This window comes from Streptomyces sp. NPDC002845 (genome assembly GCF_053591955.1).
In genome coordinates, this window is record NZ_JBSFUU010000012.1 from 77,932 (window position 1) to 96,984 (window position 19,053).

Here is a 19,053-nt window from a genome sequence, read left to right on the forward strand (position 1 = left end):
GTACCGGTGGCTGCTCGCGCACTACCTGCACATCCGCCCCTGGGAGATCCGCTACCTGTCCGCCGGCGAACTTGAATCCGCGGTCGCATGGATCAACCGGCACATCGCCACGCGGTGAGAAGTAGTAGAGGGGGGTGAGCTGGTGACCGAGCGTCTGACGTTCACCCTCGCCGGTCGCGATGAGCTGTCCCGCGTCATGAACGGCACGGCCGACAGTGCGGACCGGCTGCGGCTGCGGATGTCCGGCATCACTGCGGACGCCGACGGACAGCTGCGCGACCTGCAGGGCCAGCTCCTGACGACGGCCGACGCGCAGAGGCGCCTCGACGACCGGACGGCTCAGGTCCGCACCCGGTTCAACGCGCTGTCGGACTCGGGGCGCAAGCTGGGCGAGTCCCTGAAGGCGAACCTGATCTCGCTGGCTCCGGCGGCGATCCCGGTGACGGCTGCCCTTGCCGGGACCGCGGCGACGCTGGCGGCTCAGTTCGGTGCGGTGACCCTGGCCGCGGGCGCCTACGCGCTGGCGCTCGGCCCGCAGATCAGCGCGATCAGTGAGGCCGTCGAGGCGCAGCAGAAGTACGAGGACGCCGTCGACGCCTCCGGTGCGGCCTCGCAGGAAGCGGTCAAGGCGCAGCTGGAGTACCAGCGGCAGCTGGAGAAGCTGCCGCCGCCCACGCGGGAGGCCGCGGTCGCTGTCGGGCTGCTGAAGGACAACTACCAGGAGTGGTCCGACAGCCTCGCCGACGATGTGATGGGCCCGTTCAATAAGGGCGTCGCTGTCGCGAATGCTCTGCTGCCGGAGACGACCGGCCTGGTCGAGGGCGCGTCGGCGCAGTTCGACCGGCTGATCACCCTGGTCGGCGGCGGTATCCAGACGCCGGGCTTCGACCGGCTGAATGACAAGGTCACCGACTTCGCCGACCGTACGCTGGATCACGCGGTCGACGAGCTGACGGTGTTCCTGGCCAAGCTCGATTCCGGCGAGCTCGACGACAGCGGTTTCGAGCGGTTCATGGACTACGCCCGCGAGAACGGGCCCGTGGTGTGGGACACGCTGGAGAACGTCGCTGACGCGCTCCTGCACGTGCTGGAGGCCGGTTCCGAGATCGGCGTCAGCATGCTCGACGTCATCAACGTCCTGTCCGGCATCGTCGCTGCCGTTCCCCCGGATGCGATCGCGACGCTGCTGCAACTGGCCATCGCTATCAAGGCGGTACGCCTGGCCACGGTGGGCATCGGCGCGGCCGGGGCCGCGCTCGGTGCCCTGAGTACCCAGGTTGCCGCCGTGAGGGCCGCGTCCACCGGGGCCGGTAGCGGGCTGGCCAGGGTGCGGGCTGCGATCGCCACGCTGCCCGCGCAGGCCCGGATCGGAGCCGCGGTCGCCGGGATCGGTGCCCTCGTCCTGGTCCTGCACGAGCTGTCCGACAACAAGCCCGCCGTCGAGATCGACGCGCTGTCGACGTCACTGAACACGCTGGTGCAGACCGGTGAGTTGACCGGCGTGCTGAAGACGAACCTCGACGAGATGTCGAAGTCGATCGCGATCGTGTCGAAGGGCGCCTCGGACAACAAGCTCGCCCAGCTCACCTCCGACTTCGGCACGTGGGTCGGCATCGCGACCGGGCCCGGTATCTCCACGGCGCGGGAGAACGTCGACGCCTGGGACAAGTCCATGGCGAACCTGGTCAAGGGCGGCAAGCCGGAACAGGCGGCAGCGCAGTACGAGATCCTGCGCAAGGCGTGGATCGCCGGCGGCGGCGACCTGGACCGGCTGAAGAAGTTCACCAACGACTACGACGACGCCCTTGCCGCTCAGCGGTTCGAACAGCAGCTCGCGGCTGAGTCGATGGGCCTGTTCGGGCAGCAGGCCCAGGAGGTCCAGGAGAAGCTGGACGAGCAGAAGCAGTCCGCCGACGGACTACGCCAGTCCATCCAGGCGCTCAACGACGTCAACCGTGCTGCGCTGGGGGCGCAGAACGCCTTCGAGCAGGCCGTCGACGACACGGCTGAGGCGGCGAAGGAGTACGCCGACGTGTGGGAGGCGAGCGGCGGCAAGCTCGATCTGACCACGCAGAAGGGACGTGACGCGGAGTCCGCGCTGCGGGACCTGGCGGCGAGGACCGATGCGGCGACGGCGGCCGCGCGGGAGTCGGGGGCCTCGTGGGACGAGGTCCGCGGGACCTATGAGCGGGGCCGGAAGCAGCTCATCAGGAACGCCAGGCAGATGGGCCTCAACGAGAAGCAGGCCAAGGCCCTTGCCGATCAGATCCTCGACACGCCGGACAAGACCGCCTATCTCAAGGGCGACCTGCAGGACCTGAAAGGGAAGTTGGCCGACGCCAAGGAGCGGCTGCGGAACGCGCCGGACGAGAAGAAGACGCACATTCGCGGTGAGATCCAGCAGCTGAAGGACGCGATCGCCGAGGCACGCCGCCGCCTGGCCAACATCGACGGCACGACGGCCACCACCTACGTGAGGACGCAGTACGAGCGGTCGCACATTCCCGGCCCGCTGCAGCGCAAGGCGGCGGGCGGCCTGATCCAGGGCGCCGGTACGGAGACGTCGGATTCGAACTTGATCATGGCGTCTCACAACGAGTTCGTGGTCCGCGCGGCCGCCGTGCGGCGGTACGGGCTGGAGTTCCTGTCCGCGCTCAACGAGGGGCGCCTGCCCACGGGCCGGGCGGCTCCGTCGGCCGGCATGCCCGCCGCACCGGCAGCATCCTCGGCGGCCACCGGTGAGCGGCAGCGGGTGACGTACAACGTGTATCCCCGCCAGTCGGTGATCAGCGTGGAGGACCTGCGGCTGTTGCAGCGGCAGGAAGAGGCGCGGCAGCGTGTGGGGAGGCCCCGGTAGATGCCCCTGATCACACCGGCGCAGGAAGGTACCCCGCCTGCTGTCGAGGTGCCGGAGATCGGCTACGCGAGCATCACGTACATCGACCCGTCCGGCACGCGGTGGCCGATGACCGATCTCGCAGGCGAGTGGTACGCGCTCGCCGAGGGCGTGTCCGGGCTGGGGGCGGCGCCGTACACGCTGACGTCCGATCCGCATCCGCGGGGTGGGGCCCGGCTCAGGCATGTGCAGCCGGAGCCCCGCACGATCGTGTGGCCGGTCCTGGTCAAGGGGACTGATCACACGACGTTCACGGCGAACTGGCGGGCGCTGGCGAAGGCGTTCACTCGCACCCTGCGACGTGGGCCGGGCGGGGTGCGGGTTCCGGGGACGTTGGAGGTGGCGCGGCCGGACGGCGGCAGGCGCACGATCGCCGTGTACTACGAGGACGGGTGGGACGGGCGCGGGCAGGTGGCGAGCGGTATCACCTGGGACAGCGCGGTCGTGACCCTGTGGTGTGAGGACCCGTACTGGCAGGACGCCAAGGCGGTGGTGGTGCACCGGGAGCAGGGGGTGGGGGAGGACTACCTGGAGCCGTACCCGTCGGTGTCGTCGGGGCAGGTCCTCGGGGCGACCACGGTCGACAACCCCGGGGATGTGCTGGTGTGGCCGACGTGGACGATCACGGGCCCCGCGAGTCTGATCACGTTCACCCGGACCGACACGGGCGACGCGTTCGTGATCGATCCGTCGGAGGTGTCGGGGTCGCTGCTGGCGACCGAGCAGGTCATCGTGTCTACCGACCCGCCCCAGGTACGGAAGCTCACGGCCGAGGTGCAGACCATCGACCTCGGCGCGGCGAGCGCGGGCACGATCACGATCACGTTCGACGGGCAGACCACGGCGTCCATCGCCTACGACGCGGACGCAGCCACCGTGCAGGCCGCGCTGGAGGCGATGTCGAACGTCGAGGCGGGCGAGGTCACGGTGACCGGCGGGCCCCTGCCCGGCACGATCACGCTGTCCTTCGCGGGGCAGTACCTCGGGGTGGACGTGCCCGAGGTCACGGTCACCCCGACCGGGCTGACCGGCGGCACCGTCACCATCAACACCACCACGCAGGGGTCAACCACCAACTGGATCGGTGCCGTCGACTGGCCCGGCGCAGTCCTGTGGCCCCTGGACCCCGGCGACAACGAGGTCACGTTCCAGCTCGACGGCGCCGCCGCGGGCAGCGCGGTCGACCTGACGTTCAACCCGCGCTACGAAACCGCCTGACAACCGGAAGGGGGTGGGGCGTTGGCGATCCAGCTCCTCGTCACCGACCAGGCCCTGACCGTGCAGGGCCGTCCCCTCGCCGACTGGACCAGCCTCGACGTCACGATCCGCTTCAACGAACCCGGTAGCGGGTCCGTCGAGTTGGTCGCGCACCCGTACGTCATGGACCAGCTCCAGCCCGGCAACCGCCTCGTGGTCATCCGCGACGGCGCCATCTGGATGGCCGGCCCTCTGGAGATCCCTCAGGATTTCTCCTGGGGTGTCAGCAGCGAGGGCGAACGCCCGCCAGGCAAGGTCACGGTGAACATCAGCGACGACTTGGCGAGGCCGGCCGGATACGTCACCTGGCCCGACCCGGCGGCGGCATGGTCGGCGCAGCCGGACACCGCCTACCAGCTCACCTCCACGAACGCGGAGACGATCCTCCGCACGCTGGTCAACCTCAACTGCGGGCCCGCCGCAATCGCGGCCCGCCGCATCCCGAACTTCGCCCTCGGGGGCGTGGCCGGGGTGGGCACCACCACGTCGGTGAACACCCGCTTCGAAGGCCTGCTGGCCACGTGCCGCAGGGTGGCCATCGATGGCGGCGGCCTCGGCTTCCGCACACGACAGACCGCGACGCAGATCGAGTTCGAGGTGTACCAGCCCGCCGACCTCACCAGCACCGCGCGCTTCAGCGAGGGCTTGGGGAACTTGCGCGCGGTCACCTACAAGCAGTCCGCGCCGACGGTCACGCACGCCCTGGTCACCGGCTCCGACCAGGCCACGCCGCGCGCTTACGTCGAGGTCGCCGACACCGCAGCGGCGTCCGCGTGGTGGCGGGTGGAGCAGCTCGTCAACGGCACCGCCGACGACGACACCAACGGGGAGCTGACGCAGGACGGCAACGAGGCCCTCGCGGGCGGCGCGGCCCCGGTCGAGCTGGCCACGGTCACCGTCGACACCGAAGGCCTGCGCGCCGGCGTCGACTTTGGCCTCGGCGACCGCGTGACCATCGCCCTGCCCACGGGGGTGGAGGTCGCCGACGTCGTGCGCTCGATCCACTTGCAGGCCACCCCCACTGCGGGTGAGTACGTCACTTCGCTGGTCGGGTCGCCGGAGGCCACATCCGATCCGCAGATGGTGCGGCTGGTCCGCGAACTAGGCCGCAGGCTCGGCCGACTGGAAGCGAGGTAGACAGCTCATGGCTCAGGACTCCTGGCCGTCACCAAACCACAACAGCAGGAACGTCACCGACGCCGAATACGAGAAGATCGCCGCCCGGTTCTCGGATGACGGGGTGGACGGCTCCCCGGCGGACACCGCGGTCTGCTCGGCAGGAACCGGCCTGCAGGTGACCGTACGCTCCGACGTCTACGCGTCGGTGCGCGGGCACGCCTGGCACTCGGGCGCGGTCGCCGACACCCTCACCATCACCTCCAACTCCAGCGGGTCGACGCGTACCGACCGGGTGGTGCTCCAGCTCGACCGGTCCACGTGGGACGTACGCGCCGTCGTCATCGAGGGCACCCCCGGCGCCGGCGCCCCGTCCCTGACAAAGGACGCGGGCACCACCGGTGTGTGGGAGATCCCCCTCGCCCGGGTCACCGTCGTCGACTCCGCTACGTCCGTGACGGTGACCCGCGAGGAGCAGTACGTCGGCGGCCGCATCCGGCCGTGCACGTCGTCGACCCGCCCGCTGAGCCCGAGGCGTGGGGACCAGATCCTGGAGACGAACACCGGGATTCTCCGGCTGTGGACGGGCAGTGCGTGGGAGCTGCTGTGGGAGGACACCGGCGACATCGCGCTGTCCGCGGGGCACAACCAGTGGGAGAACCTGGGCGGCGCGGTGGGGCGCCGGATGGGCAACGTGGTGACGTTGCGGATCTCCAAGAAGCGGATCTTGACCCCGCTGTTCTCGGCCTCCGAATCGCTGCTGGCCGTCGTCCCGTCAACGCTGCGCCCGCTGACGCGCATCCACTACTTCACTGGTGTCTTCACGACCCGCGAGACCTGCCGCGTGGAGGTCCGGACCGACGGGCAGATGTGGGTATCGAAGGCGTCTGACACCGTCAGCCCCGGCCACACCCTCAGCCTCACCATGACCTACCTGCGGTTCTGAAGGGACTGAGTACTTGTGGCCAGGCATCGATTCGGCGGCGTCGCCGACTACGTCATCAGCGTGGGCGTCGACGACGCCGCCACGCTGGAGCCCAGCACGACCGTGACCGCATGGAACCAGGCGGACGGCGGCTCCGAGTACACCGATCTCGTGGAGATCGACGGGACCACGCCCATCACCACCCTGACCAGCAACACCGAGGGCGCCCTGCCGGAGTTCTTCGGCCCCGACGGGGTGCGGTCGATGTACCTGGATGCCAACGGCGGCGCAGGGCCGAGGCGGCGGACGGTGGCCACCGATGTGGGCGAGGACCTGTCCACGGTGGAGATGGACCTCGACGCCCTGGAGGCATCGGCGTTGACCACGGACGCGGTCAGTGCCGCCGGGGACCTGCTCGCCGGGACCGGGGTCGCCACGGTCGACCGGGTCGGGGTAGCCAGCGACGGCATGACGCTGATCGGAGACTCGCTCCAGACCACGAAGATGCGGTGGGGTGCCGGGTGGCGGCGCCGCGACATCCCGGACGTCGTGGACGCGGACGCGGTGTCAGACGAGTCGCCGACGATCACCCTGTCCGGACCGCAGTCGACATCGAGCATCCCCAGCGCGCAGGCGCTGCTGGAGCCGGACACGGGCCCGTTCCTCTACCTCGGCGCGGGGTCGTTCCAGTTCGGCGCGGTCTTTCCCGACACAGAGCTGTACCTGCCGACCAGCCGTTATCCCAACACCTACTCCAGCGGGCAGTCCAACTGGAGCGTCGAGTTCGGGACTGACGCGGCCGAGTTCGAGATCCTCTTCAAGTACATCTCGTCGGCGACGAAGTACCGGCTCACCATCGACGGCCGCAAGCTCACCGACCTTGCTCAGCTCACCGGCGCCAGCTCGGCCGGCTCCCGGCACGTCCTGAAGTTCACCTTCGCCAGCGCCGTCCCCAGGCGGATCCGCTTCGACTTCACGACGATGCCGTTCGGCGGTGTCTTCCTGGAGCCTGGCGCGACCGCCTGGAAGGTCACCTCGCGCGGCGGCAGGCTCGGCATCCTCGGCGACAGCATCTCGGACGGCAGCAGCGAGAACACGGGCGCGGGCATCGGTACGTGGGTGTACCGGGCGGCCCGGATGCTCGGATGCACGGACGCGTGGAACCAGAGCCGCGGCGGCACCGGCTACATCACCCCCGGCTCGTACACCACGTTCGAGAACCGGGTGGCCGGGGACATCACGCCGTACTCGTTCGACCGGCTGATCGTGTGGGGCGGCTACAACGACTCAGGCGGCAGTCAGCCGACGATCCAGACCGCCGCCGAGGACCTGTTCGCCACGCTGAAGGCCGAGGTCATCCCGGGTGGTGAGGTGTACGTCATGGGCTGCTGGTCACCGACCGGCTCTCCCACCGCGACGCTCACGAACACCGACGCCACGCTCCAGGCCGCCGCGCTGACTGCGGGCTTGCCCTTCATCTCCACCATCACCGGCGAGGTCCGCGATGGTGCGGGGACGGTGCTGGACACGCAAGGGGCGTGGATCACCGACGCCAACGAGTCGGTGTACATCGGCGCGGACAACGTGCACCCGAACGATGTGGGGCACGCCTACTTGGCGAGGCGGTTCGTCGAGGCCTTCAAGGTCCTCATGCCCGCCTGACCTGCCTCAACTCTTGTACGCCCTGAGCCTGCTGGCCGGGGCTTTCTTCATGCCCTGGGAGGGCTCATGTCGCAACCGCAACCGTCCGTCGGGCGGATCGTCCTCTACAAGTTGTCGGAGGACGACGCCCGACACATCACCCAACAGCGCGCCCACGACGGCGTGCACGGCAACTTCGTGGACGCCGGGCAGGCCTACCCGGCCGTCATCGTCCGCACCTTCCCCGGCAACCCCGACGGCGTCTGCAACCTCAAGGTGCTTCTCGACGGCCCGGACGCGCACTGGGCAACGTCCCGCCACGAGGGCGACGAGCCCGGCACGTGGGCCTGGCCGGTGAGGTCATGAGCCTCGACACCAACGGCTTCCATGCGCGCGACGGCTGGTACTTCCGCCGAGAAGACGACGGTTCGGTGCGCATCCTCGCGCCGGACAGCCTGGGGCCAGGCGCTCACCAGACCGTGACGCTGGATGCGGACACGTGGGCGTCTGTCGTCGCCTTCGTGAGCCGCGGGGGCGAGACCAGCGAGAGCTTCTGGGCTGCGCGTCAGTTCCACGACGGCAACGACGAACCGGAGCGTGTGTGATGGCCACACCACCCACCCCGGCGACGTTCGCCGAGCTGCTGCGCGCCGAGGGCGTCACCGTTGTCGAGGTCGGCAACTGGCCCACCCACAACCGCAACCACAAGGGCCCGTGGGGTCCCGTCCACGGCGTGATGATCCACCACACCGTCACCAAGGGCAGCGCCGCCACGGTCAGGATCTGCACCGAGGGATACGCGGGTCTGCCCGGTCCGTTGTGCCACGGCGTCATCACCAAGGACGGCCGTGTCCACCTCGTCGGCTACGGCCGCGCCAACCATGCAGGCTCGGGCGACCCCGACGTCCTCCAGGCCGTCATCGCCGAGCGGGCCCTGCCCGCCGACAACGAGGCCACGACCGACGGGAACCGGCACTTCTACGGCTTCGAGTGCGAGAACCTCGGCGACGGCAACGACCCGTGGCCGCCCGCGCAGTTGGAGGCGATCGAGCGAGTGTCGGCGGCGATCTGCCGTCACCACGGCTGGTCGGCGCGGTCGGTGATCGGCCACCTGGAGTGGCAGCCCGGGAAGGTCGACCCGCGCGGTTTCGCCATGGAGTCGATGCGGGCCCGGATCGCCGACCGGCTTACCGGCACCCCGAGTGGGGGCCAGACCAGTGAGGAGAACGACGACATGGCTCTGACCGACGAGGACGCGAAGAAGGTCGCGAAGGCTGTGTGGGGGCACATGGCTGACAACGTCCTGAGCGACGACCCCGCCAAGCTCCCGATGGAGCGCCGCAGCTGGGGGAACACCGCGCGCCTGGCCCGCGTGGAGGCCGCGCTGAAGGAGGTGGCCGCGCGGGGTGCCGCGCGTGACGCGGTCCTCGCCCGCCTCGCCGAGGGCGGCGGACTCGACGCCGCCGAACTCCAGGCCGCAGCCGAGGCCGGCGCACAGGCCGCCCTCGACCGGCTCGCCACCGCACTCACGAAGGAGTCCTGACCCATGAAGATCCTCGACAGAGAACCGGCTCTCATTGTCGCCGCTGTCAGCGCGGCCCTGTCCCTCGTCGTCACGTTCAACGTCGGCCTCAGCACGGAGCAGGCGGGCGGCATCGTCGCCGTCATCTCCGCGGTGTTCGCGGCGATCGCGGCGGTGGCGACCAGGCCGATCGCGCCGTCGGCGTTCACGGGCGTGGTCGCTGCGGGTGCGGCGCTGCTGGCCGCGTACGGGTTCCAGGTCAGCCCGGAGACGGTGGGTGCGACGAACGCGGTAGTCCTCGCTGTGCTCGGGCTGCTGACGCGCGGGCAGGTGTCCCCGGCCAGAGGTGCCGTGTGACGCCGCCGGAGCAGCACGACGTGGCGCTGGGGCTGGAGCGGCTGAACGGCACGATGGAGGCCGGGTTCGCGCGGCTGGACGGACGCCTCGACGTGCTGCTGCAGCGCACGGACCGGGCGGAGGAAGACGTCAAGCAGCTGCGCGAGGATCACGACCAGGACATCGCGGACCTGCGTGGCGAGGTGGAGGAGCTGAAGCGGAACCGCTGGCCGGTGCAGGCTGTCACCGCGGTGACAGCGGCCGGCGCGCTCGGGGTGGCGGTGTGGCAGGCGGTGGGCCAATGAGCGCCGCTGACTGGGTGTGGGGCGGGCTGCTGGCGGCGGGCGCCGCATTCGAGGTGTAAGCGCTGCGCAACGCCCGCGGCGGGGACACGCTCAGCGAGCGGACGCGGGTGTGGTTCCGGGTGCGTACGCGTGCGGGTGCAGCCGTGTTCGGTGTGGTGTGGTGCTCGTTCGCGGCCTGGTTCCTCGTGCACATCCTGGGTGGGTGACGAACGGTCCCCTCTCGGCCCCTTCGTGGGGGTCGGGAGGGGGCCGTTCGTCGTGTCACGATGGGGCCATGCTTCTTGACCGAGTGCTGCTGAGGCTGGACCGCACATCCATGAGTCACTGGTTGCCTCGCGCCCGTACGGCGGAGGCTCGTTTCCGGCGGGAGAACGCCCGGAGCCGGGCGGCGGGTTGCCCGTGTGGGGCTCCGGCGACGGTGGTGAAGCGCGACCACCAGGTGATCGGCCGGGTTCCGCATGAGGCATGGACGTGTGAGGGCTGTCGTGGCGCGGACGCGTGGACGGGGCGCGGTGAGCCGCGCTGGAGGAACGCCTGAACGAAGGCCCCCGCTGCTGCCCTTCGGGGCGGCGGCGGGGGCCTTCGCTTTCGCCGTGCTGGGAGTCAGCCGAAGCGGCACTAAACGCAAAACTCAGTGCGTAGGTGCAGTTTCGTGGAGCGCCCTTCGGATTGCCGACTCCACGGCACCCTGCTTTCCGAAGAACTCGACATCGGCGACGCTGCCAAGCTCGCTCAGGATCTCGCTCGGCCAATCTGACCGCTTACCGTCCAGAGCGGCGACCCGGCTTCGCGTCGGTACGTCAGCCCAGCTGAACAGGTAGTAGCAGTGCTCGGCCGCTTGGTCCTTGTCCTTGACGCTGAGAGCCTGCACATACGCGGCAGCGGTCGCTGTCTCGACAGCGACGGTCACGGCCCGCTCCCGGCCGGACCGCAACCGTACGGACGCGTTTCGCTCGACCCTCCAGTCGCGCTTCGCTACCGACTGCACGCGCTCGACGACCCTGTCCGCGAAACGGACAGGAGAGCGTCGGACGGCGAGCCAGCGGAGCTGCTCAACCCGGATGCTGGCCTGTGCGACGGCGAGCATCATCGTGCCCAGGTCTTCGAGCGGACCGAAGGTCGCGATTTCATCGTCCTCACTGCCCACGTTAGCGAGGCCGGCCACTCGGACTGTGGTCGCGATGGCCTCAGCGACGCGCCCGGTCTCCGTGTTGACGTCCGCGAGGAGCAGTCGTTCGTAGGCGGAGGCTTGGTCGGATACCCGCACGCCTGTGCCCAAGGGCTCCAGGAGCAGGCGGACACTGTCGCCGTCGCTGTAGGTGAGGGGGAGGTCCACGAGGAGGCCGTCACCGTATTCGTGGATCAAGATCCTGTCATTGATGGAGCTCAGGAGCGCTGCAACGACACTGTTCGGGTCCATGTCACGGCCTCCTTCTCGGCTCAGTCCAGACGAAATCTTCACCGAGGCTCACTTCGCACTCGCTCGCGAATGCTTCCAGGATGGCACGGTAGGTTCCGGGTGCGACTCGGGGTGCGAGTGGCACTGCGGGAATGTCGGTGGGCTGGTAAGCGTCTTCCTCAGTGCCCAACGGGTTGATCATGTGCTTGTGGGTTCCGTCATACGGGGGATGCGGATCGTTGACGCACAGGCGGCGTACTGAGGCTCCACCGATGATGTACTGATAGCGCGGTTGTGAAGGCGCTGGCCAGCGGATATGGATGCGGATGATCCCCTCCTCCAGGTCCGGAAGAGCTGTCCGGACCTGGACGCATCCCACAGTCACAGATCGCTGGGACTTCCAGGCGATCGTCCCGACTGTGGTTGCTTTGGAGGTCTTCGAAAGCAGTAGGCCTACTGACTGCTGTGTCAGTAGTGGCGAAGACTGTCGTGACAACGTGCCCCCCTCCACGATGTGCACACACTATGCCGCACTGTTGATATCCGTGCTGAGGCTTCTGCTGAGAGTCGTCCGTTCGGCTTCCCCTGCGCTCGGCTACGATCGTCGTAGGCGTACGCGCCGCAGGACTCCCACATGAAAATGACAGGGGCGTCCAGGGATGGGAGCCGGTCCGGCCCTACGGGGCGGTATCCGGCGAGGCTGCCGCACTATGGCCTGAACGCGGACCCTGCCGCCCCGCCCTATAAATGCTCGAGCGTCTGGCGCCGGCAGTACCGGGAAGGCGTACCGGCTCGAGCCATCCGAGGCCCCGCCACCGTGGCGGGGCTTCGGCGTTACGCGGCCTCGACGGCTCCGGCCTCGGCGCGTACGGCGTCTGCCCACTCCACGACCAGTCGCCGGTACACGGCTGTCTGCTCGGCCGTCAGCCGGCCGCCCGCGCGTAGCCACAGGGCACGGATCTCCTCGTTCACGGCCGCAGCAGACCGCACGGAGCCAGAGCTGGGGTGTGGGGACATGGAAGAAGCGTACGGTCAGCGGCTGACGAAGCCGGGTCCGTTGCGCGCAATCCTGGACTTCTCCTCAGACGAAGCAATCTGCTGCAACCCGCAGGAAGATCCGGCCAACTCTATGCATCCTGGATCTCCAACCAGCGCAGACGGAGGGCGACATGACGCTCAGGTTCCTCGGCACGACCAGCGACGACGGCGACTGCCCCACCCTGTACGAGATCGAGGGCACGGACGAGATCCTCGTCCAGGGCGAGCGCGAGACCACCCCGGAACACCTCGCGCAGCTGCGGGACGTGAAGGAGTCAGAGACCTTCGTCCGCATACCGCGCAGCCTGCTCACCCGCTTCGCCCCCAGGAACGAGGCACCCGAGCTCCAGCCGTTCTCCTCGGTCTCCCACCTCTTCCGCGAGTTCAAGCACACCGCTTGGCGGCTGGAGACCCGCCGCGGCTACGCCTCCGACCGCAACAGTCCCAAGTGGCAGCGCTGGCTGGACGGAGAGGACATCGCCACCGAGGCCGCCAACGCCTGGCGGGAGAACGTCGCCGAGCAGACCGCTATGGGGAAGCGGTTCGAGCGTGTACGCATCGTCGACGAGCCGCCCACCCAGGGACAGGAGTTCCTCCTCGCCAGCGCACCCAGCAACGTCGCCGCGGGGGAGGACATCCGCAACCTGGCCCGCACCCGGGCGCAGGAACTACGGCTGCCGGAGTACGACTTCTGGCTCATCGACTCCAGGATCGTGGCCCGCTTCGCCTTCGATGAGGACGACACCACCCTCGGTGTGTACGTCACCGAGGATCCGGCCGAGGTACTCGCAGTATGCCAGGCCCGTGACGCCGCCTGGCACCACGCTGTACGTACCGAAGAGTTCGCCAGGCGGGTACGTTCCACTGTGTGAGCACAGACTTCCAGACCGCCAGAGAGGCACTCGGCGCGCGGCTGCGTGAGCTGCGCGCCGAGGCTGGCCTGGAAGGCAAGGACTTGGCCGCCAGGCTGGACTGGCAGACGTCGAAGGTGTCCCGGCTCCAGAACGGCAAGCAGACCCCCAGCGCCGCCGACCTCACCGCGTGGGCGCGGGCCGTCGGCCGGCCGGACGTCGAGGCCGAGCTGCAGGGCCTGCGTGCCGGGCTGGAGATGAAGCAGCGCCATCGCTCGTGGCGGCGGCAGCTGGTCGGCGGTCACCGCGGCCGCCAGGAGATCGCCGTCCGGCAGACGGATGCCACGAGGACGATCCGCGGTCTGGAGGTGTCGCGCATCCCGGGGTTGTTCCAGACGCCGGAGTACGCCCGGGTCATCTTCGATTCCAACGCGGAGTTCCGTGGCATCGCGCCGACCACGGAGGCCGCGGTGGAGACGCGGATGCGCCGTCAGGCGGCGTTGTACGAGCCGGGCAAGTTGTTCCGGTTCCTCGTGTGTGAGGCGGCTCTGTACCACCGGTCGTGTCCGGTGGATGTGATGGCCGAGCAACTGGACCGCCTGTACGGCCTGGTAGGCCAGCGCCGGGTGGAGCTCGGCGTCATCCCGTTCGGCGCGCAGTTGCGCCGTACGGCACCGCACGCCTTCTGGATCTACGACCAGCGGTTGGTCATCGTCGAGACGATCAGCGAGGAACTCTGGCTCACCGGTGAGGAGGACATCGCTCTGTACGAGCGGGCGTGGGACTGGCTGGCCGAGTCCGCGGAGTACGGAGCGCCGGCGCGTCGTCTGATCGGCCGGGCGAGGGCTTCGCTGGACCTTCCCTAAGCAATCACGGCAACTCCCGAGCCTCCTCGCGCAATCGCGCGCAATCGCTGTGCGGCTGCGCAATCGTGCTGCGTAGCGTGCCGGACATGGCGCAACCGGAGACGTATTTCGCTGAGAAGTACGAGGCTGGGAACGCGTGGCTCGCCGACTGCTCCGCGCACCCGGACCTCGTACGCAAAGCCTGGAACAACCACGCTCTCGCTCCGATCACCTCAGGCGAGCACTGGCTCGTCGCCGAGTGCGGCCTCACCATCGCCATGAGCGTGGCCTCGCGCATCCCCGAGAAGCAGCGCGGTCCCGTACTCGTCGAGGGAGAGCAGGGGCAGGCGTGGTGGCTGGTGCCCCTTGATGCCGCCGAGGAACTGGCGGACGTCCGGCAGCTGGAGGTGCAGCCAGCGGGCTGGGTCCTGGACTGCCCGCCGATGGACGTGTTCGTCGACAACCGGTTCTGGCTCTGGCGTCCCGACGGCTCCGGCCACCTGACCGATCCCACTCTGCTCGCTGCCGTGTTCGGCCCCGGCGGCTATCGACCGACCCCGGAGATACCAGCATGACGACGACACCGATCACACCGTCCGACGAGGCCGGCCACGGCCTTCAGCGACTCGGCGCCGAGCTGGTGAAGTCTGCGAGGGAGGGCCGGGACCGTATCGCGATGCAGGCCTTGGTCGACGAGGCGTCGATCCTGGCCCGCGACAACGTCCGGAGCACGCTGGTCGTCGAGCAGGACGGTCGCGTGACGGCGCTCTGGGAGAGGCTGTCGGGGCGCGTCTACACGCTCGGCCTCGACGAACACCAGCGCGCGTTCCTGGGGCTGGTGCTGTCCATCGTGGGCATCGGCCAGGTCACTCTTGCCGCGGTGCCGGACCTCGACGAGCGCCGCATGCTGATCGTTCAACGCGCCATCCTGGCCCTCACGGGTAACGACCGGGTCGCTATCGGCGTCCGGCTCTGACGTGGAGACCGGGGTGAACTCGGTTCGGTGGGAGTTGCGCGACACCTTCAGCGGTGCCTTCGGCCACCGGCAACTCGTGGCCGACAGCGGGCGGTACGTCCAGATCCTGAGGGCGCATGGTGCCTGGATCGACCACGCCTCAGCGTGCGAGCGCTGCTGGCTGGGAGACGAGCGGTGCTCGCCGGGAGCCCTGCTCTGGGAGGCGTACCAGACCGTCAGGTTCCCCGAGCCCTTATAGGCCCCGGTCCCCGGCGCGTTCGCGCCGGCACCGGGAAGGAGCGGCCGTCTCTGGTTCCCCGCCGGAGGCGGCCGCTCGTTCGGAACGGTCCTATCGCTCCTCGGGCAGTAGGTCCAAGCGCGCGCCGAGCACGCTCTCGAGTCGCAGCAGTGTGGACAGTCGCGCATCTCGTTGCCCGCGTTCGATTTCCGAGTAGGCAGCCCGGTCTATCCCCGCGCGTTCCACCAGCTGCTCCTGGGTGAGGCCTGCCGCACGCCGGGCCGCGCGAAGCCGTGCGCCGAAGGCGATACGCCGCGCGAGTAACTGGTCCTGGTCCGGAGGCGGGGAGGGCAATGGCACCCTGCCACGCTGTTAACTCCATGATCAGAAGTCTGTAGGCGAATTCGCCTGCATTTCCCGCATGATGGATATTGGCCGAAGCAGCGTGGGCAGTACACCTAAGCTCCGGGGGGATCGAACAAAGAGGCGAGTGTGTAGTGAGTGACAGCAAGCCGGCCCCGGGCGCCCCTGTGCCGCCCGAGCGTCCTGACTGGCTACCCGAAACCCAGGCCTCGCGCTCCGCCACCTACAGGCTCACTCCGCCCGTGATCCTCGCCTTCTATGACTGGCAAGTCGGGAACTGTTTCATGTGCGAGTCGCCGAACCGTTTCGTCACAGTCGTCGGGTACCGCGGCGATGAGGCCGAGGAGGGCGTGATCGCCCTCACCCTGTGCGGCAGCTGCGTCCTGGCGCAGGAGGAGCAGCGCCGGGCGCGCATGATCCGGCGCGATCGCCCGTATGTACCCGGCGGCATCGGGCAGCCTGAGTGACGCGGTGAGCTGCGGGGTAGCCGCCCCGGGCCTGGGGCAGGGCTGGGGCAGATCTGGGGCACGAGCCCCCATGCTGCCCCAGGAAGAGCCATGCAGAGCCATGCCTCGCGATAGGACGAAGAAGAGAGAGGCCGCTTCCCACCTGGGGAAACGGCCTCTCTCTTTCTTCTTTTCTGTCGGGGTGGCGGGATTTGAACCCACGACCTCTTCGTCCCGAACGAAGCGCGCTGCCAAGCTGCGCTACACCCCGATTGCCGCTGCTTGTCGCGGCGACGTCGTTTACTTTAGCCCACCGGTGGCCGGAGACGAAATCCGGTTTTCGGGGAGGCGGCTGCGGCGGTCGCGGCGGTCTCGGCGGTGGTGGTGGGGGCGTACCGGGTCGGGGCGGAGGTGGTCGAGGGCGGTGAGGAGGAGGGTGAGGGCGTAGATGGAGAGGCCGAGGAGGAGGGCGTTGCCGAGGACGCTCTTGTAGCCGTGTCGGGCGACGTCGAGGAAGGGGTAGAGGTACGGGGTCGGCCAGTCCGGGGTCAGGAGGGCGGCGCGGGTCAGGGTGAACGCCAGGTACGCGAGGGGGTAGAGGAGCCACGTGGGTGCGTATGCCAGGCGTAGGGGGCCCGGGCGGGTCAGGAGCAGCCAGTCCAGGGCGACCGCGATGGGGACCGCCGTTTGCAGGAGTTGGTTCGTCACCGCGTGCCAGCCGGTGAGGGCGGCGGTGGCTTCGGTTGCGGAGAACGGGGTTGATGCGTTGGCCAGTAGCGCGTGGTACACCAGGGCCGCGATCGAGGTGTAGAGCAGGGTGCCGCCCGTCACGAGGGGCGGCAGGGGGCGGCGTGCCGTCCAGGCCCGGGCGGCGGAGAACGTGAAGACGAGCGCCACCAGCACGCTGCTCTGGGCCGTGAAGTGGCTCAGGACCTGGAGCGGGCTGCCGAGGAGCAGGTCGATGCCCACGCCCGCGGCCGCCGTCAGTGCCACCAGGGCGCGGAAGACGGCCGTTGCCGGGCGCCGTGCCGGTGCCACCACCGCTGTCGCGGGTACGGCCGACGGCATCAGCGCGGGGATGCCGGGGATCGCGGGCAGGTCGGGTATGTCCCTGGGTATCGGTGCGGTCATGCGCTCACGCTAAGCCGCCGGGACAAAACGGGCTTGGTGGGATGATCCGTGCGGGTTACCCCGCCGAGTCCAGCCCTACTCCCGCGCCACCAGCGTCAGCAGAGAAGCCTCCGGCGGGCAGGCGAACCGTACCGGCGTGTATCGGTTGGTGCCGCAGCCCGCCGAGACGTGGAGGTACGCGGTCCGGCCCTCCGCCGTGTGGGTGGACAGGCCCTTCACCCGGTCCGTGTCCAAGTCGCAGTTGGTGACGAGGGCGCCGTAGAAGGGGATGCAGAGCTGGCCGCCGTGGGTGTGGCCGGCCAGGATCAAGGGGTAGGCGTCCGCCGTGAAGGCGTCCAGCACCCGCAGGTACGGGGCGTGCACCACGCCCATCGAGAAGTCGGCCGACTCCGACGGGCCGCCGGCCACGTGCGCGTACCGGTCGCGTTTGATGTGCGGGTCGTCCAGGCCGGTCAGCTCCACCTCCACGCCGTCGACCTTGAGCGTCCCGCGCGTGTTCGTCAGGTTGAGCCAGCCCGCCGCGTCGAAGCCGTCGCGCAGGTCCTCCCAGGGGTTGTGGACCGCGCCGACCACGGGGGCGTTGCCGTTCAGGCCGTGGCGGCCCTGGGCCTTCTCCATCAGGTAGCGGGCAGGGTTGCGCGGGCGTGGGCCGTAGTAGTCGTTCGAGCCGAAGACGTACGCCCCCGGGAACTCCATCAGCGGGCCCAACGCGTCCAGCACCTCGGGGACGCCCTCGGGGTCGGAGAGGTTGTCCCCGGTGTTGAGGACGAGGTCGGGGCGCAGCCCGGCCAGCGAGCGCAGCCACCGCTGCTTCTTGCGCTGCCCGCCGACCAGGTGGATGTCGGAGACCTGGAGTATGCGCAGGGGCCGCATACCCGGTGGCAGCACCGGCACCGTCACCCGCCGCAGACGGAACGAACGGGCCTCGAACCCCGCCGCGTACACCAGCCCGGCGGCGCCGGCCGCCGCCATCCCCAGAGGTACTCCGTATCGCGCTCGCATACGCCCATCGTGTCAGACCTCGCCACCCCCGCGTCCCCGCCTGTGGACAACCGTGGACAACCATGGGCGCAACGCGTACGACTGCCAAGTCCTCCTGTGGACAACAGCTCTCCTGTGGACAACCCTGTCCCGCTCACCCTGTCCCGCTCACCCCGCCCCGCCGCCCTCACCTCCGCCCCCACCCGGCGAAATCGACGGGCGGTCGCCGCGCCACACCTGCGACAATCGACCCCATGACCACGCTCAAGTCGAAGCTGCAGGAAGACCTCAACGCCGCGATCAAGGAGCGTGACGAGCTCCGCTCCTCGACGCTCCGGCTGACGCTCGCCGCGATCACCAAGGAGGAGGTCTCGGGCAAGCAGAAGCGCGACCTCTCCGACGACGAGGTCCAGAAGGTGATCGCCAAGGAGGCCAAGAAGCGGCGTGAGGCCGCGGACGCCTTCGCGCAGGGCGGCCGTCCCGAGCAGGCCGAGCGGGAGAAGGCGGAGGGCGAGGTCCTCGCCGCGTACCTGCCCAAGCAGCTGTCCGACGAGGAGCTCCAGCAGATCGTCGCCCAGGCGGTGGAAGAGGCCAGGGCGGCCGGGGCCGAGGGGCCGCGTGCCATGGGCCAGGTCATGAAGATCGTCAACCCGAAGGTGGCCGGTCAGGCCGAGGGCGGCCGTGTCGCCGCCGTGGTCAAGCAGCTCCTCGCGGGCGGCTGAACAACCCCGAGCACCCTTCACGCGGTACGGCGGTGGGGGGGGGGCCGGGGGCCCCCCGGGCGCCCCCCCCCCCCCCCCCCCCCCCC

Annotated in this window: 21 protein-coding genes, 1 tRNA gene and 1 pseudogene; 17 read left to right on the plus strand and 6 right to left on the minus strand. The window is 69.5% G+C overall.

Going from position 1 to position 19,053, the window contains the following annotated elements; genetic code table 11:
* Window positions 1–142: 142 nt before the first annotated feature.
* The 10 genes and pseudogenes from ACWD3C_RS11330 (at window position 143) to ACWD3C_RS11375 (ending at window position 9,998) form a co-directional block, all read left to right on the plus strand.
* Window positions 143–2,857: a hypothetical protein gene (locus ACWD3C_RS11330; RefSeq protein ID WP_451142503.1), complete on the plus strand. Its 2,715-nt coding sequence runs from the start codon at window positions 143–145 to the stop codon at window positions 2,855–2,857.
* A complete protein-coding gene (locus ACWD3C_RS11335; RefSeq protein WP_451142505.1) occupies window positions 2,858–4,114 on the plus strand; it encodes a phage tail protein in 1,257 nt (418 codons plus the stop codon).
* Window positions 4,115–4,135: 21 nt separating this feature from the next.
* On the plus strand, window positions 4,136–5,290 hold the full coding sequence (locus ACWD3C_RS11340; RefSeq protein WP_451142507.1) for a siphovirus ReqiPepy6 Gp37-like family protein: 1,155 nt from the start codon (window positions 4,136–4,138) through the stop codon (window positions 5,288–5,290).
* Window positions 5,291–5,297: 7 nt separating this feature from the next.
* Window positions 5,298–6,215, plus strand: a complete 918-nt coding sequence (locus tag ACWD3C_RS11345; RefSeq protein ID WP_451142509.1) for a hypothetical protein — start codon at window positions 5,298–5,300, stop codon at window positions 6,213–6,215.
* A 15-nt stretch (window positions 6,216–6,230) separates the two neighbouring features.
* On the plus strand, window positions 6,231–7,856 hold the full coding sequence (locus ACWD3C_RS11350) for an SGNH/GDSL hydrolase family protein (protein WP_451142511.1): 1,626 nt from the start codon (window positions 6,231–6,233) through the stop codon (window positions 7,854–7,856).
* A 66-nt stretch (window positions 7,857–7,922) separates the two neighbouring features.
* Window positions 7,923–8,201, plus strand: coding sequence for a hypothetical protein (locus ACWD3C_RS11355; RefSeq protein ID WP_451142513.1), 279 nt, complete (start codon window positions 7,923–7,925; stop codon window positions 8,199–8,201).
* Window positions 8,198–8,440, plus strand: a complete 243-nt coding sequence (locus tag ACWD3C_RS11360) for a hypothetical protein (protein WP_451142515.1) — start codon at window positions 8,198–8,200, stop codon at window positions 8,438–8,440. Before ACWD3C_RS11355 ends, ACWD3C_RS11360 begins: the two co-directional genes overlap by 4 nt.
* Window positions 8,440–9,024: pseudogene (locus tag ACWD3C_RS11365) on the plus strand (N-acetylmuramoyl-L-alanine amidase); the annotation flags it as partial. The gene ACWD3C_RS11360 and the pseudogene ACWD3C_RS11365, both read left to right, overlap by 1 nt.
* A 357-nt stretch (window positions 9,025–9,381) precedes the next feature.
* Window positions 9,382–9,714 carry a hypothetical protein gene (locus ACWD3C_RS11370; RefSeq protein WP_451142517.1) on the plus strand — a complete coding sequence of 111 codons (333 nt, stop codon included), beginning with the start codon at window positions 9,382–9,384 and terminating at the stop codon, window positions 9,712–9,714.
* Window positions 9,711–9,998 carry a hypothetical protein gene (locus ACWD3C_RS11375; protein WP_451142519.1) on the plus strand — a complete coding sequence of 96 codons (288 nt, stop codon included), beginning with the start codon at window positions 9,711–9,713 and terminating at the stop codon, window positions 9,996–9,998. Before ACWD3C_RS11370 ends, ACWD3C_RS11375 begins: the two co-directional genes overlap by 4 nt.
* A gap of 631 nt (window positions 9,999–10,629) precedes the next feature.
* Here ACWD3C_RS11375 and ACWD3C_RS11380 read toward each other — a convergent pair.
* Both ACWD3C_RS11380 and ACWD3C_RS11385 read right to left on the minus strand, forming a co-directional pair.
* On the minus strand, window positions 10,630–11,418 hold the full coding sequence (locus ACWD3C_RS11380) for a hypothetical protein (protein WP_451142521.1): 789 nt from the start codon (window positions 11,416–11,418) through the stop codon (window positions 10,630–10,632).
* Window positions 11,419–12,231: 813 nt separating this feature from the next.
* Window positions 12,232–12,414 (minus strand): hypothetical protein, encoded by a 183-nt coding sequence (locus ACWD3C_RS11385; protein WP_451142523.1) that lies wholly within the window; start codon window positions 12,412–12,414, stop codon window positions 12,232–12,234.
* A gap of 152 nt (window positions 12,415–12,566) precedes the next feature.
* Between ACWD3C_RS11385 and ACWD3C_RS11390 the strand changes: the two genes are divergently transcribed.
* The 5 genes from ACWD3C_RS11390 (at window position 12,567) to ACWD3C_RS11410 (ending at window position 15,345) form a co-directional block, all read left to right on the plus strand.
* Entirely contained in the window at window positions 12,567–13,307 is a 741-nt protein-coding gene (locus tag ACWD3C_RS11390; protein ID WP_451142525.1) for a DUF6879 family protein, read from the plus strand.
* A complete protein-coding gene (locus tag ACWD3C_RS11395; RefSeq protein ID WP_451142527.1) occupies window positions 13,304–14,152 on the plus strand; it encodes a helix-turn-helix domain-containing protein in 849 nt (282 codons plus the stop codon). The genes ACWD3C_RS11390 and ACWD3C_RS11395 overlap by 4 nt, the downstream gene beginning before the upstream one ends.
* A gap of 86 nt (window positions 14,153–14,238) precedes the next feature.
* Window positions 14,239–14,706, plus strand: coding sequence for a hypothetical protein (locus tag ACWD3C_RS11400; protein WP_451142528.1), 468 nt, complete (start codon window positions 14,239–14,241; stop codon window positions 14,704–14,706).
* Complete coding sequence (locus ACWD3C_RS11405; protein ID WP_451142530.1) at window positions 14,703–15,107, plus strand: hypothetical protein; 405 nt, start codon at window positions 14,703–14,705, stop codon at window positions 15,105–15,107. Before ACWD3C_RS11400 ends, ACWD3C_RS11405 begins: the two co-directional genes overlap by 4 nt.
* Before the next feature lie 13 nt (window positions 15,108–15,120).
* The gene (locus ACWD3C_RS11410) at window positions 15,121–15,345 is read left to right on the plus strand and encodes a hypothetical protein (RefSeq protein WP_451142532.1); all 225 of its coding nucleotides are present in this window, start codon (window positions 15,121–15,123) and stop codon (window positions 15,343–15,345) included.
* Window positions 15,346–15,435: 90 nt separating this feature from the next.
* On the opposite strand, the gene ACWD3C_RS11415 is transcribed toward ACWD3C_RS11410, so the two are convergent.
* A complete protein-coding gene (locus tag ACWD3C_RS11415) occupies window positions 15,436–15,684 on the minus strand; it encodes a helix-turn-helix domain-containing protein (RefSeq protein WP_451142534.1) in 249 nt (82 codons plus the stop codon).
* Between the two features lie 245 nt (window positions 15,685–15,929).
* On the opposite strand from ACWD3C_RS11415, the gene ACWD3C_RS11420 reads away from it, so the two are divergent.
* Window positions 15,930–16,154, plus strand: coding sequence for a hypothetical protein (locus tag ACWD3C_RS11420; protein ID WP_451142536.1), 225 nt, complete (start codon window positions 15,930–15,932; stop codon window positions 16,152–16,154).
* Between the two features lie 176 nt (window positions 16,155–16,330).
* Here ACWD3C_RS11420 and ACWD3C_RS11425 read toward each other — a convergent pair.
* The 3 genes from ACWD3C_RS11425 to ACWD3C_RS11435 form a co-directional block, all read right to left on the minus strand.
* Window positions 16,331–16,404 (minus strand) — tRNA-Pro (locus ACWD3C_RS11425).
* Between the two features lie 29 nt (window positions 16,405–16,433).
* Entirely contained in the window at window positions 16,434–17,264 is an 831-nt protein-coding gene (locus tag ACWD3C_RS11430; protein WP_451142538.1) for a Pr6Pr family membrane protein, read from the minus strand.
* Between the two features lie 75 nt (window positions 17,265–17,339).
* A complete protein-coding gene (locus tag ACWD3C_RS11435) occupies window positions 17,340–18,266 on the minus strand; it encodes a metallophosphoesterase (RefSeq protein WP_451142540.1) in 927 nt (308 codons plus the stop codon).
* A gap of 233 nt (window positions 18,267–18,499) precedes the next feature.
* Between ACWD3C_RS11435 and ACWD3C_RS11440 the strand changes: the two genes are divergently transcribed.
* Window positions 18,500–18,967, plus strand: a complete 468-nt coding sequence (locus ACWD3C_RS11440; RefSeq protein WP_451142542.1) for a GatB/YqeY domain-containing protein — start codon at window positions 18,500–18,502, stop codon at window positions 18,965–18,967.
* Window positions 18,968–19,053 lie beyond the last annotated feature (86 nt).